Genomic DNA, 12,571 nt, shown 5'->3' with positions numbered 1-12,571 from the left:
TGCTGATCAGATTTCAATGATATCTTGATAAACTGTCTTTATTTGCAGCATACATGTTTCTGTATCGAATTCGATCGTCCTGCCACTATGGCCCCCGGTATCTTCTGCAACGAGCTGAATGTTCAATGATTTTAACTCTTTTTTTACGGCTTCGATATTACGTGGACCAACTCTCATTTGATCATTTTGTGAAGAAAAATGAAACATCTGTGCTCCTCCAGCAATCTTTGCCTTAAGTCTTAGATTACTAGCACCTTGAGAAATGAGTTCACGCTTTAATTCTTTTATAGCAGTATCAGCAAATTTGGCCTTATTTATCGCTTTTTCCCCTCGTGAAAGCGAAGAGTCTGGCAACATAATGTGTGCGAGTCCAGCTAAATTGGTCTGTTTATCATAAACTACTACCCCAACACATGATCCAAGTCCTGAGGTTCTAATTTTGTCAGGTGACTTTACTATCTTCATATCCGCAATTCCAACTCTTACAACCGTATCAATCATTCAATTCTACTCCCAGTGTATTAAATAAGACGGAAAACGAGTTTGGATCTGGTAGTAGGAAAAAATGACCGTTTACACCATCGGTATTTTTATTTTCATCATCTAATGCAGTATCGATCACGATTGCATAATCTTGGCTTTGGGATAGTTCAAGCAATCCATAACTAATTATAGCGTCAGCCATATCAATACTAATAGACGGAACAGACGGGTAAAGGTCCAATCCAGTGAAATCGGATAATGATGATAAATAAGAGCCTGACAAAATATTTCCCATTTCCTGCATTGCGGACAGGCCAATCTCTGAATAAGGCGGTTTTTTAAAGGAAAATGACAGGTCACCTGTTAAGATTTGAACATATTTAGTCGCTTGCTCTATAGGAAGAATAAAAAACATACTTCCTGATGCATCGCCTTCTACCCTCAAAAAAACTGCGGTAACAATTTTATCATGTCCACCAGCCATTTCCAGCATTTCATCGAACGTTACAATCCTTACTGATGGAACTTTCATATCAATATTTTTCCCTACTAAAACGGAAAGGGCTGTAGCTGCATTTCCAGCCCCAATATTCCCAATTTCCTTTAAAACATCTAAATGAAACGGTGTAATAATTTTTTTAAGCTCCATAAAGTCCATCCCTAAATGATAGAGGATTGATGATATTTTCAAGATTTAATAATAAAAGCAGCCTCTTATCCAAGTTTGCGACTCCGTTAATAAATTCAGCTGGCGCCGCACCTGCTACGTCTGGGCATGGCTCAATGACAGACTCTGGTATATCTAAAACGTCATTTGCTTCATCGACAATCATTCCTACAGTCATATTCTTATAGGAAACAATGATAATTCTTGTACGATCTGTATATTCCGCATCTCCAAGATTAAAATGCCTTTTCAAATCAATGATCGGGATAATAACACCACGTAAATTAGTCACTCCTTTAATAAATGGAGGAACGTTTGGCACCCTAGTAATATGAAGCATTTTTTCTATTGCCGTAACATGTTCAACTGATATGGAATATTCTTTATCATTTAGTAATAAAACGATTACCTTACGATCGGTTGCAGTTGGATTATTCATTGTTATCAACTCCTTACAATTATTTAATTAAAGCATTACAGTCTATAATAAGAGCTACTTGTCCATCACCTAAAATAGTAGCACCTGATATGGCAAATACTTCTGTTAAATAGTGACCAAGTGATTTAAGTACTATCTCTTGTTGCCCTATGAAAGAGTCCACAATAAGGGCTGCCATTTTTTCGCCTTTTCGTACGATAACAATAGAAATAAACTCTTCTAGTTCATTATCTTGTTGAAGTCCAAAAATATCCTTCAACGATATTAACGGAACGACTTTACCTCTAAAATCAATCACATGTTGATTGTGGGCAATCATAATATCTGATTTTTTAATAATCGCAGTTTCAATGATAGATGAGAGAGGTATTGCATATTTTTCTGGACCGATTTCAATTAACATCGCGGAAATAATTGATAAAGTTAATGGTAATTGGATGGAAAAAGTTGAACCCTTACCTTCAATTGAATCAATTGATACAATTCCACCCAATGATTGAATTTTGGATTTTACGACATCTAAACCGACTCCACGTCCTGAAATATCTGATATCGTTTCGGCTGTTGAAAATCCAGGTGCCATAATCAATTCAAATGCTTCAGTATCTGTTAATTCGACAGCTTCTGCTTGCGTGATAATTCCTTTTGAAATGGCTTTTTCAATAATTTTATTTCGATTAATACCTGCACCATCATCTAAAATCTCAATGAATACATGATTTCCGCTATGATAAGCTTTTAATTGGATTTTCCCTGTTTCAGGTTTTCCATTTGCACGTCGTACGTCAGGACCTTCGATTCCATGATCAATAGCATTCCGCAATAAATGGACTATAGGATCACCTATTTCATCGATAACCGTACGATCCAATTCTGTTTCCGCACCGATAATTTCCAATTCAAGCAACTTGTCCAAATCTTTAGCCAGCTGTCTAACCATTCTTGGAAATCGATTAAATACATTGTCAACAGGAACCATTCTCATATTTAAAATAATACTTTGTAAATCACCTGAAATGCGGGTCATTCTTTCCACTGTTTCAGCTAAATCTGCATTCTCAATATCCTGGGAAATTTGCTCTAAACGACCTCTATCGATGACAAGCTCTTCAAAAAGGTTCATTAACATGTCAAGACGTTCAATATTAACTCTTATCGTTTTATTGGCAGCTTTATTTGTTTGCTTCTCTACTTTTTCCTGCTTTTTAGAAGTTGGAGTTGTGGAAGTTTGTTCTTTTTCCTTAATGTTCTCTTCTGACTTTGCTTCCACATGTTGTTCGTTATTCTCATTAATTGAAACAGGATCGATTAAATTCGACTCTATAGAATCAATTTCCGAAATTTTCATGATTTTCTTCTTAAGATCTTCCCCAGATTCTTTCGTAATTATTGTCACAATAAATTCAGAATCAAATTGTTCTTCCTCCAATTGCTCAACGGAAGGGGAAGTTTTTATAACATCTCCGCATTTCTCCAATACTTCAAATACCATAAACACACGAGCTGTTTTTAATAAGCAATCAGGACGTAAAGAAATAGTTAATTCATAGCAATCGTAGCCTTGTTCCTTTGATTGCTCGATTACTGTTTTTTCATATTGGTCATAATTAATTTTTGGGTATGTAATAGATTCTAGGGCTGCTGCTATTTCCGCTTTGGCATTATCTTTTGTATTTATTTCGTTACCTTTCTCAATTTGTTCCAGCTTGGAAATGGCAACACTCACATCGCGAGTTCCATCCCCACCAGAGGCAATGGATTCAACCATTGCTTCCAAATCGTCCACCGCAAGAAAGACGATATCTAATAATTGGGATGTCACATTTATTTTCTCATTTCTAATTCCATCTAGCACATTTTCCATTATATGGGTTAGATTAGCCAAATCAGTATAACCCATTGTAGCTGACATACCTTTCAACGTATGGGCAGCTCTAAAAATATTATTTACGATCTCAAGATTATGTGGGTCTTTTTCTAATTCAAGGAGGTTTTGATTTAATGTTAATAAATGCTCTTTACTTTCATCAATAAACACTTCTAAATATTGATTCATATCCATAAACTCACGTCCCCTTTTCCATATATGTCAAGATCGTTTCTGCTATCTCATCAAGCTTTACAATAGCATCGACTTTCTTAGTCGCAACAGCAGCACCAGGCATCCCATAAACAATACAAGTTTCCTCAGATTCAGCAATTGCGTAAACATTACTATCTTTCTTTAATTCTATCAAACCAGCTGCACCATCAGCACCCATTCCTGTCATAATTACGCCAATTTTATCAAAATTTGTAAGTTGATGAATAGAATTGAACAAGACATCAACAGAAGGGCGATGTCCATTCACAGTAGGACTATCCAAAATTTTTACTATTGCCTTTCCAGCAATTTGCGCTATCGTCATATGCCTTCCACCTGGAGCTATGTAAGCTGTTCCTTCTTTTAACACTTCGCCATCTTCAGCTTCTTTTACATCAATTTCACATATAGTGTTTAATCTATCCGCTAAAGATTTTGTAAATTTCGGGGGCATATGTTGAACAATTACAATCGATGCATCTAAGTCTTTAGGTAATTGTGTTAAAACAGCTTGCAATGCGCGAGGACCACCTGTTGATGTTCCGATACATATTATATTTTTTCTGTGCAGCTCTTTGCGTGATGTCATATTAATACTCCTTATAGAAGTGAGAAATATTAAAAACTAATTAAATGAAAAACCGTCGCAGTCTATGGATAAATGAATCAACTGCTTTGTTGCTACTATCAGTGTTATTTCCTTCTAAATAAGAATGAACAAGGTTTTCTAATTTTACCGAAATGGCAGATCTAGGATATGAAATAGAAAACGCCGTTTGATTAATCACAGCTTTCCTCACGTGGCTATCTTCAGGCAAAACTCCTAGTGGTTCAACCTCTTTATGCAAAAACTTTAGAGCTGTTTGTTTCAATCGCTCTAACGTTTCTCTTCCTTGTTTTTCACTATCGGCTCGATTACAAATTAAGAAAAAATTTCCTGTTGCACCTTCAAAACAAATAAATTTCATCATCGAATACGCATCGGTAATCGCTGTAGGCTCTGGTGTCGTTATGACGATAATATCATCTGCTGCTAGTAATACTTTTAACGAAGCTGAAGTTGCGCCAGCCCCCATATCAAAAATGATATAGTCATATTGTTGCTGTAGCTCTCTTAAGCCTTCTAAAAGTCTAGACAACATTCTTTCATTTATTTGAATAGTTTCATTTAAGCCATTGCCAGCAGCTATATATGAAACCCCTTCGAATGTATCGTTTACAGTATCCTTTAATGTCACTTCTTCAAGTAAAAATTCTGAAAGTGTTAATCGTGAAGGTTTACCCAGAAGTATATTTACATTTCCCATACCTATATCGAAATCAAATAATAAAACTCTATTACCTTTTTTATTTAATAACATTGCAATATTAATGGAAATATTTGATTTTCCGACGCCCCCTTTACCGCTAACGACCGCAATCGTTTTAGCATGGCTTTTTGAAAGGTTTGTCATTTTCAGTCGTAACTTTTCAGCTTGATCTTTCATGATAACTCATCCCTGAGAAGATATTCGGTAATAACATTTGGAGATGCTGAAATAATATCATCTGGTACATCTTGACCAGTAGTAATATACGCTGCCCCAATTTTATATTTGCAAATTAAGTTATACATGACTCCAAAAGTTCTCGTCTCGTCAGCTTTAGTAAAAATAAATTGATTGAAATTCATATCTAAAAAGTTTACTACCACTTTTTCTATATCTTTTTCTTTCATTGAAACAGACAAGACTAAGTACGTCGCAATATTTGTTTCATCACCAAACAACGCTTGCAAGTCATGTATATACTGTTTTTCTTGATAATTGCGTCCAGCTGTGTCAATAAGTACGACATCGTAATCATTGTATTTGTTAACAGCTGAACGGAAGTCTTGTCCTTCATAAACAATTTCTACAGGGATATTTAGTAATTGGGCATACGTTTTTAATTGGTCTATAGCCGCAATTCTATAAGTGTCTGTAGTAATGAGAGCAACCTTTTTCTTATGTTCAAGGACGGCTTCTGCTGCTAATTTAGCAATGGTTGTTGTTTTCCCTACACCGGTAGGTCCAACAAAATTAATAAATTTCGATTCATACGAAATTCCATTAAAGTTAACATGGCCCAAATGATCAATAAGCAATGTTTCACACCACTGAAAAAGTTCTGAATCACTTGGTTCCTTTTCAGAATTTCTCCATTTCTCAAGTAAAGCATCTCCGATTTTTAATACGTATGTTTCATTAACATCTTGTTCTTGAAGTTTGAACAAATATTTTTGGATGATTTCCGGATATTGATTGTAGCTTACTTGATTGCTATTCTTCATCGCTTTCAGCTCTGACTTTAACTCAGCAATTTTCGATAATATATCCGTTTCATTATGCTTCAACTTTTGAGTAGAAGAATGTGTTTGAACTTCAGTTGTACCATTGTTAGGTTTTTTTCGGTTATTGTTTTTTCTCGTATGTGGATGGTGGATTGGCTGTTCGTCCAATGCCGCAATAACCTCAATACTTTTCTTACGAAATAAACCAAGGAAACCACCGCGAAAGATGACCTTTGAATTCAATATGACAGCATTTTCGCCTAACTCAGCTTTAACTTTTTTCATTGCTTCCGTCATAGTCGGAGCTATTATTTTCTTTATATTCATTCAACACTCACCATCCCAGTGCTTTGAACCTCGACATTAGCTTCAAGTTCGTTATATGAAAGAACAGGAACATGTGGAAAATATCTTTCTGTTAATTGTCTTACATACATACGAACAGCAGGTGAACAAAGCAAAATAGGTGATTGATGCATTAATGACTGTTGTTCAATTTGTCCGGCTGTTGCTTCAAGAATTGATTGGGAATCGTCCGGATCCATTGATAAATAATTCCCATGCTCAGTTTGCTGTACACTGTCTGCAATTAACTTTTCCACTTTACCTGAAACGGTAATTACTTTTAACGTTGAATTCTCATCTGCATATTGATTCGTAATTTGCCTAGCTAAGCCTTGTCTTACGTATTCAGCAAGCAAATCTGTATCTGTGCTCATTTTCCCGTAGTCAGCCAATGTTTCAAAAATGATTGGCAAATTTCGTATCGATACATTCTCCTTCAGAAGTTTTGCCAAAACCTTTTGAACTTCCCCAATGGTAAGCGGGTTAGGCGTAACTTCTTCTATGAGAATTGGAAATGATTCCTTGAGATGATCAATAAGTTGCTTCGTTTCTTGTCTTCCTAAAAGTTCATGTGCATTTGCTTTTAATACTTCGGTAATATGAGTGGAAACGACCGACGGAGGATCTACAACTGTATATCCTAATATTTCTGCTTGCTCCTTCACTTCCTCCGTTATCCATTTTGCCGGTAGTCCGAATGAAGGTTCAATCGTATCAATGCCATCCAGTGTATCTTCTCCACCTGGACTCATGGCTAGGTAATGATCCAACAACAGCTCACCTCTAGCCATTTCACTTCCTTTAATTTTCAACCGATACGCATTTGGTTCAAGCTGTATGTTATCCCTAATCCTTACAACAGGGATAACAATACCTAACTCTAGTGCCAACTGTCTTCTTATCATAACGATCCGATCAAGTAAATCTCCACCTTGATTTACATCTGCAAGTGGAATTAGCCCATATCCAAATTCGAATTCGATTGCATCTACATTTAGTAGATTGATCACACTTTCAGGACTTTTTAATTCATCCGTTTCGGTATCTTCAAGCTGATCTAACAATTCAGCTTCTTGCTTATTAGGGACTCTAGAAAGAACTAAACCACCAATAGCGAGCGATGCTGCAATAGGTATTGTTAAAATATCATTAATTGGTGTCGCTAATCCTAAAAGAAAAATAGTACCTGCCGCAACATAGAGCATTTTAGGAAAAGCAAATAGCTGTCCAACAATATCAGATCCAAGGTTTCCTTCAGAAGCTGCCCGAGTAACTACGATCCCGGTGGCCGTTGAAATGAGAAGCGCTGGAATTTGACTTACTATTCCATCCCCGACCGTAAGCATTGAATATTTAATTGCCGCTTCTCCAATCGGAAGACCTTGCTGGAGCATCCCAATAATGATTCCAAATAAAAGGTTGATAATGACGATGATAATCCCCGCAATTGCATCCCCTTTTACGAATTTACTTGCTCCATCCATCGCTCCATAAAAATCTGACTCTCGTGAAACCTTTTCTCTACGTGATCGCGCTTCATGTTCCGAAATGATTCCTGCATTTAAATCTGCATCGATACTCATCTGCTTCCCAGGCATCGCATCTAAGGTGAAACGGGCAGCAACTTCTGATACACGTTCGGCCCCCTTAGTAATAACGACAAATTGGATAATGACCAGTATGAAGAACACGACTAAACCGACTAACACATTCCCACCGACAACAAAAGTCCCGAACGTTTCAACAACACCGCCAGCATCACCTTTCGAAAGGATCGATCTTGTCGTTGAAACATTCAGGCCCAATCTAAAAAGTGTCAATAATAACAGTAATGAAGGGAATATTGAAAATTGAAGAGGCTCTTGCATATTCATGGACGTTAATAATACAAGAAGCGCAAGTGAAATATTTATTATGATTAACAAGCTTAATAACCATGGGGGAAAAGGAATTACCAACATGGCGACAATCAATATTACACTTGATAGAACTGCAAGATCTTTCACTTTCACAACAATCTCTCCTAGTAAAACCTAAATAATATAGCAGAAATCCCAGTGCCAATGTTGTAATAACACCGTATTGATTTCCGCACCATACGCTCTCTTTCCGCGGGCGGCTCGGGAGCGTCCTCGAGGCTTGTTGTGCCTGTGGAGTCTCTCATTAACCGTTTTTCCCGCAAGAGTCTTACGCATTCGGCTATAATCAACATCCAAGGTTAACAAAACCTACAGTAAAAAAGTCTAAATTTTATTATTAATTCTATATACATAGGCAAGTATTTCTGCAACTGCTTTGAAGAACTCTTCAGGAACTTTTTGCCCAATATCCATTTGATCATACAAGGCGCGGGCCAATGGTCGATTTTCAACCATAATAATATTATGTTCACCAGCAATTTGCTTAATTTTTTGTGCCATGAAGTCAATTCCTTTTGCAATAACGACAGGAGCATCATCTTTTTCATCATCGTATTGTAAAGCGATGGCATAATGTGTCGGGTTAGTAATAATGACATCCGCCTTCGGAACTTCCTGCATCATGCGCGACATTGCCATTTCACGCTGCTTTTGTTTTACCTTTGACTTTATTAATGGATCCCCTTCAGTATTTTTAAATTCATCTTTTATGTCTTGCTTAGACATTCGAATATTTTTTTCAAAATCATACTTCTGGTACAAATAATCAAATAAAGACAAAAATAAAAGTGCAATAGATGCAGCAATTCCCATTTGTATCGTAAGACTGCCCACTGTTTTTAAGGCAGAAGCAATAGATTTATGTGAAAGAATGAGAACTTCATCTATCCGACTCCATAAGACAAAAAAGGTAATTGCCCCTACAAAGCCAATTTTTAAAATTGATTTTAATAATTCAACGATTGCCCTAATCGAGAAGATTCGCTTCATCCCTTTAATCGGATCGAGTTTTTCTAATTTAGGCTGTAATGGCTCACCAGTCACCATAAATCCGACCTGCATTAAGTTGGAGGCAATACCTGCAACAAGAGCAATCAACATTACTGGACCAATTAAAAACACTATTTCTTTCAACAGATCCAATAAAATTAGTTGGATATTGTCCTCAGTAACTTCCATTAATAAAAACTCGGTAAAGGAATGGCGAAATGTATTGACTGCGATTTTTCCCATATTAGATGAAAAGAATAGGAGGAATAAAAAAACAGCTAATAATCCAATAGCAGTATTAACATCCTGACTTTTTGCTGTTTGTCCTTTTCTTCGAGAATCCAGTCTCTTTTTAGGAGTAGCTTTTTCTGTTTTTTCTCCTGCAAAAAATTGGAGATCCAGATTTAATTGTTTCATTGTGCTCCTCCAATAAGCCTCATTACATTTCTCATTACAAAAGCAATCGTTTCAAATAAATTTTGAATAACTCCAAACATAACGCCTAAAACAACAAATAATATAATAAAACTAACGGCAATTTTGATTGGAAAACCAACAACAAAAATATTCAGTTGCGGAACAGTTCTTGCTACAATTCCCAATGCAACGTCGACAAGAAAAAGAGAAGCGACAACTGGGATGGCCATTTGAAATGCAATTGTAAACATCATGCTAAATGATTTAATGATATATTCAGCAAGTGAACTATCTCCAAATGGGATAAAAACCTGATCAATAGGTATAAATTGATAACTGTAGAAAATTCCATCTAAGATAAGATGGTGCCCATTTATAGAAAGTAAAAATAGCAATGAAAACATATATAAATATTGTCCAATAAGCGGACTTTGCGTTCCTGTTTGCGGATCAATGACATTAGCTATGGCAAAGCCCATTTGGAAATCAATGAATCCACCGGCAATTTGTATTGCTGAAAGAATCATATACGCTGTAAAACCGATAAAAAGCCCAATCCCTGCTTCTTTTATAATTAACAGGAAGTATTCCCCTGTAATGTCGATTGACTGTATATCTAGCGTGTAATACATCAACAAAGATAAAAAAAAGGCAAAGCCGATTCTATATGCAGCAGGTAAGGTTCTATATGAAAACAGTGGCATCGTAACAAAAAAAGTCGCAACTCTCGTAAAAACAAGCAAAAACACTGAAAAATTTGGCAGCAAGGCTTCCATTCAATCAACCTACAAACCGAGTTAAATTTTGAAAAATTTCTGTGGCATATGATAGGAGCCTACTTAACATCCACGGTCCTAATACGACAATACCTAATAAAACAGCTACAATTTTCGGTATGAAAGCCAATGTTTGTTCTTGAATTTGAGTTGTCGCCTGAAAAATACTAACTGCTAGTCCCACAGCCAAAGCGACAACGAGTATTGGACCTGCTACAATGAGGATCGTATAAACCCCTTTTTCCGCGAGTGAGATGACAGCCTCAGCACTCATATGATCACTCCATTAATCTACAACTTTACTGATAATAGTATCTATTCTCAGCATTAGCACCTTCGACTAGCAAACTTCTTATCCCTTTCCTTACGAGTAGTCAAAGATCCGAAGTTTGTATGTCGGTAAACAGGCTTTTTTGTTTTTATCCAAAGCTTTGCAGTAACGATTTTACGACTAAATACCATCCATCAACTAGGACAAACAGCAATATTTTAAACGGGAGTGAGATCATGACTGGCGGAAGCATCATCATTCCCATCGACATTAAAATACTAGCGACGACCATATCAATAACTAAAAAAGGAATAAAAATCATAAATCCAATTTGAAAAGCAGTTTTCAGTTCGCTTAATGCATACGCTGGTACAAGAACAGTTAATGGTATATCTTGAATAGTCGCAGGCCTTTCTGCATGTGTATATGAAAGAAATAATTCTAAATCCTTTTGCCGTGTATGCTTACTCATAAACTCTCTAAATGGTATTGCTGCTTTTTCATATGCCTCTTCTAAATTAATTTCATTATTAAAAAGAGGGGTTAGGGCTTGTTCATTCACCTGACTAAAAGTAGGAGACATGATAAAAAAAGTTAAAAATAAAGCTAGTCCAACCAACACTTGATTCGGTGGCATTTGCTGTGTAGCAAGAGATGTTCGAACAAAAGAAAGAACGATAATAATTCTTGTAAATGACGTCATCAAAATTAATATACTTGGAGCGAGTGATAAAACAGTAAGTAGTAGTAATAGCTTGACTGAAGTAGACACAGTATCTGATGAGCTATTATTAAAAAACTCCATAAACTCATTCATCTATATTTGACTCCTTATGATCAAGCTTCTTCATAGTCTGTTTACGCTCCTTTTTAATTTCGTCAAGTTGTCTTTTCAAATGGATATGAAAAGGCTGATTTACATTTTCATTCGTTTCTTTTGTAGATTTATTTGTTCGTTTTATCCATTTTGTTATGATATCTACTGGCTGGAGGCTTTGATCTAACTGTTCCTCATATTGCCTTATATAGTTCTCATATTCCTCTTCATCCGCTATTTCCTTTAAAAGCTGTACATCTTCTCCAACTCCAAGAATTAACAATCGATTACCGACTTTAACAATTTGTATCGAACGATTGCCGCCTAATGGCGTTCCGCCTAAGTTTTGAACAAGTCGATTTTGTTGATATGACTGGCTTCTTTTATTAATAAACTTTAATAAAAAATACAAAATGGCTATAACAAAAATAAGTGCGAAAATCATCTTGAGGAATTCTGTAATGCCTACCCCAAATGAATTTTGATTTTCAGTTTTTTCAGGTTGATTTATTTCTTGGATTTTATCTTTTTTTTCATCACATTTATATGGGTAGCACTTATCAACAGTTCCTCCAAGCGGATTGGTTTCGGCAAAAACAATTGTTCGATCCGCTTGGCTAAGAAGTAAAAACATGATGGAAAAACCAATTAACACTTGTTTAATGAAGGAAGACATTTTCATGAATTATCCTAGTGTTTTTTGGATAGCTTCTATTACTCTATCCGCTTGGAACGGCTTAACGATAAAATCCTTCGCACCTGCTTGAATTGCATCTATTACCATTGCTTGTTGCCCCATCGCAGAACACATTATGATTTTTGCAGAAGGATCGGTAGCTTTTATTTCTTTTAAAGCCGTAATTCCATCCATTTCTGGCATTGTAATATCCATAGTAACTAAATCTGGTTTTAGCTCATTGTATTTTTCAACAGCTTGAGCGCCGTCAACTGCTTCTCCGACAACTTCAAAACCATTTTTCACTAAAATATCCTTAATCATCATTCTCATAAATGCGGCGTCATCCACAATTAAAATTCTATTAGCCACTGTAT

14 protein-coding genes are annotated in these 12,571 nt (G+C 36.1%); all 14 read right to left on the bottom strand.

Annotated elements, in window-relative coordinates:
* Positions 1-6: 6 nt before the first annotated feature.
* Positions 7-501, bottom strand: a complete 495-nt coding sequence (locus KHA93_RS04835) for a chemotaxis protein CheD (RefSeq protein ID WP_213109694.1) — start codon at positions 499-501, stop codon at positions 7-9.
* The gene (locus KHA93_RS04830) at positions 494-1,132 is read right to left on the bottom strand and encodes a chemotaxis protein CheC (RefSeq protein WP_432806303.1); all 639 of its coding nucleotides are present in this window, start codon (positions 1,130-1,132) and stop codon (positions 494-496) included. Before KHA93_RS04830 ends, KHA93_RS04835 begins: the two co-directional genes overlap by 8 nt.
* Positions 1,122-1,589: a chemotaxis protein CheW gene (locus tag KHA93_RS04825; protein ID WP_213109693.1), complete on the bottom strand. Its 468-nt coding sequence runs from the start codon at positions 1,587-1,589 to the stop codon at positions 1,122-1,124. The genes KHA93_RS04830 and KHA93_RS04825 overlap by 11 nt, the downstream gene beginning before the upstream one ends.
* 19 nt (positions 1,590-1,608) lie before the next feature.
* Positions 1,609-3,651 carry a chemotaxis protein CheA gene (locus tag KHA93_RS04820; RefSeq protein WP_213109692.1) on the bottom strand — a complete coding sequence of 681 codons (2,043 nt, stop codon included), beginning with the start codon at positions 3,649-3,651 and terminating at the stop codon, positions 1,609-1,611.
* A 4-nt stretch (positions 3,652-3,655) separates the two neighbouring features.
* Positions 3,656-4,261, bottom strand: a complete 606-nt coding sequence (locus KHA93_RS04815; protein WP_213109691.1) for a chemotaxis protein CheB — start codon at positions 4,259-4,261, stop codon at positions 3,656-3,658.
* Between the two features lie 40 nt (positions 4,262-4,301).
* On the bottom strand, positions 4,302-5,159 hold the full coding sequence (locus tag KHA93_RS04810; RefSeq protein WP_213109690.1) for a MinD/ParA family protein: 858 nt from the start codon (positions 5,157-5,159) through the stop codon (positions 4,302-4,304).
* A complete protein-coding gene (flhF, locus tag KHA93_RS04805; RefSeq protein WP_213109689.1) occupies positions 5,156-6,310 on the bottom strand; it encodes a flagellar biosynthesis GTPase FlhF in 1,155 nt (384 codons plus the stop codon). The genes KHA93_RS04810 and flhF overlap by 4 nt, the downstream gene beginning before the upstream one ends.
* A complete protein-coding gene (flhA, locus tag KHA93_RS04800) occupies positions 6,307-8,340 on the bottom strand; it encodes a flagellar biosynthesis protein FlhA (RefSeq protein ID WP_213109688.1) in 2,034 nt (677 codons plus the stop codon). The genes flhF and flhA overlap by 4 nt, the downstream gene beginning before the upstream one ends.
* A 231-nt stretch (positions 8,341-8,571) precedes the next feature.
* Entirely contained in the window at positions 8,572-9,654 is a 1,083-nt protein-coding gene (gene flhB, locus KHA93_RS04795) for a flagellar biosynthesis protein FlhB (protein ID WP_213109687.1), read from the bottom strand.
* Complete coding sequence (fliR, locus tag KHA93_RS04790) at positions 9,651-10,430, bottom strand: flagellar biosynthetic protein FliR (protein ID WP_213109686.1); 780 nt, start codon at positions 10,428-10,430, stop codon at positions 9,651-9,653. The genes flhB and fliR overlap by 4 nt, the downstream gene beginning before the upstream one ends.
* A gap of 4 nt (positions 10,431-10,434) precedes the next feature.
* Entirely contained in the window at positions 10,435-10,704 is a 270-nt protein-coding gene (fliQ, locus tag KHA93_RS04785) for a flagellar biosynthesis protein FliQ (protein ID WP_213109685.1), read from the bottom strand.
* A 145-nt stretch (positions 10,705-10,849) separates the two neighbouring features.
* Positions 10,850-11,518: a flagellar type III secretion system pore protein FliP gene (gene fliP / locus KHA93_RS04780; protein ID WP_213109684.1), complete on the bottom strand. Its 669-nt coding sequence runs from the start codon at positions 11,516-11,518 to the stop codon at positions 10,850-10,852.
* Positions 11,511-12,194: a flagellar biosynthetic protein FliO gene (locus KHA93_RS04775; RefSeq protein ID WP_213109683.1), complete on the bottom strand. Its 684-nt coding sequence runs from the start codon at positions 12,192-12,194 to the stop codon at positions 11,511-11,513. The genes fliP and KHA93_RS04775 overlap by 8 nt, the downstream gene beginning before the upstream one ends.
* A 9-nt stretch (positions 12,195-12,203) precedes the next feature.
* Positions 12,204-12,566 (bottom strand): chemotaxis protein CheY, encoded by a 363-nt coding sequence (gene cheY / locus KHA93_RS04770; protein ID WP_213109682.1) that lies wholly within the window; start codon positions 12,564-12,566, stop codon positions 12,204-12,206.
* Positions 12,567-12,571 lie beyond the last annotated feature (5 nt).

Origin of the sequence: Lederbergia citrisecunda, from assembly GCF_018343695.1 — a bacterium.
Lineage (GTDB): Bacteria > Bacillota > Bacilli > Bacillales > Bacillaceae_C > Lederbergia > Lederbergia citrisecunda.
The sequence above is the reverse complement of the archived record's forward strand: the minus strand, read 5'-3'. Positions and strand labels throughout refer to the sequence as shown.

What these genes read in the sequence shown, in the direction of transcription:
- KHA93_RS04820 (WP_213109692.1), bottom strand. Translation starts at nt 3,651, where the DNA reads ATGGATATGAATCAATATTTAGAAGTGTTTATTGATGAAAGTAAAGAG.
- fliR (WP_213109686.1), bottom strand. Translation starts at nt 10,430, where the DNA reads ATGGAAGCCTTGCTGCCAAATTTTTCAGTGTTTTTGCTTGTTTTTACG.
- flhF (WP_213109689.1), bottom strand. Translation starts at nt 6,310, where the DNA reads ATGAATATAAAGAAAATAATAGCTCCGACTATGACGGAAGCAATGAAA.
- flhB (WP_213109687.1), bottom strand. Translation starts at nt 9,654, where the DNA reads ATGAAACAATTAAATCTGGATCTCCAATTTTTTGCAGGAGAAAAAACA.
- KHA93_RS04810 (WP_213109690.1), bottom strand. Translation starts at nt 5,159, where the DNA reads ATGAAAGATCAAGCTGAAAAGTTACGACTGAAAATGACAAACCTTTCA.
- KHA93_RS04830 (WP_432806303.1), bottom strand. Translation starts at nt 1,132, where the DNA reads ATGGAGCTTAAAAAAATTATTACACCGTTTCATTTAGATGTTTTAAAG.
- fliQ (WP_213109685.1), bottom strand. Translation starts at nt 10,704, where the DNA reads ATGAGTGCTGAGGCTGTCATCTCACTCGCGGAAAAAGGGGTTTATACG.
- KHA93_RS04825 (WP_213109693.1), bottom strand. Translation starts at nt 1,589, where the DNA reads ATGAATAATCCAACTGCAACCGATCGTAAGGTAATCGTTTTATTACTA.
- fliP (WP_213109684.1), bottom strand. Translation starts at nt 11,518, where the DNA reads ATGAATGAGTTTATGGAGTTTTTTAATAATAGCTCATCAGATACTGTG.
- KHA93_RS04835 (WP_213109694.1), bottom strand. Translation starts at nt 501, where the DNA reads ATGATTGATACGGTTGTAAGAGTTGGAATTGCGGATATGAAGATAGTA.
- KHA93_RS04775 (WP_213109683.1), bottom strand. Translation starts at nt 12,194, where the DNA reads ATGTCTTCCTTCATTAAACAAGTGTTAATTGGTTTTTCCATCATGTTT.
- KHA93_RS04815 (WP_213109691.1), bottom strand. Translation starts at nt 4,261, where the DNA reads ATGACATCACGCAAAGAGCTGCACAGAAAAAATATAATATGTATCGGA.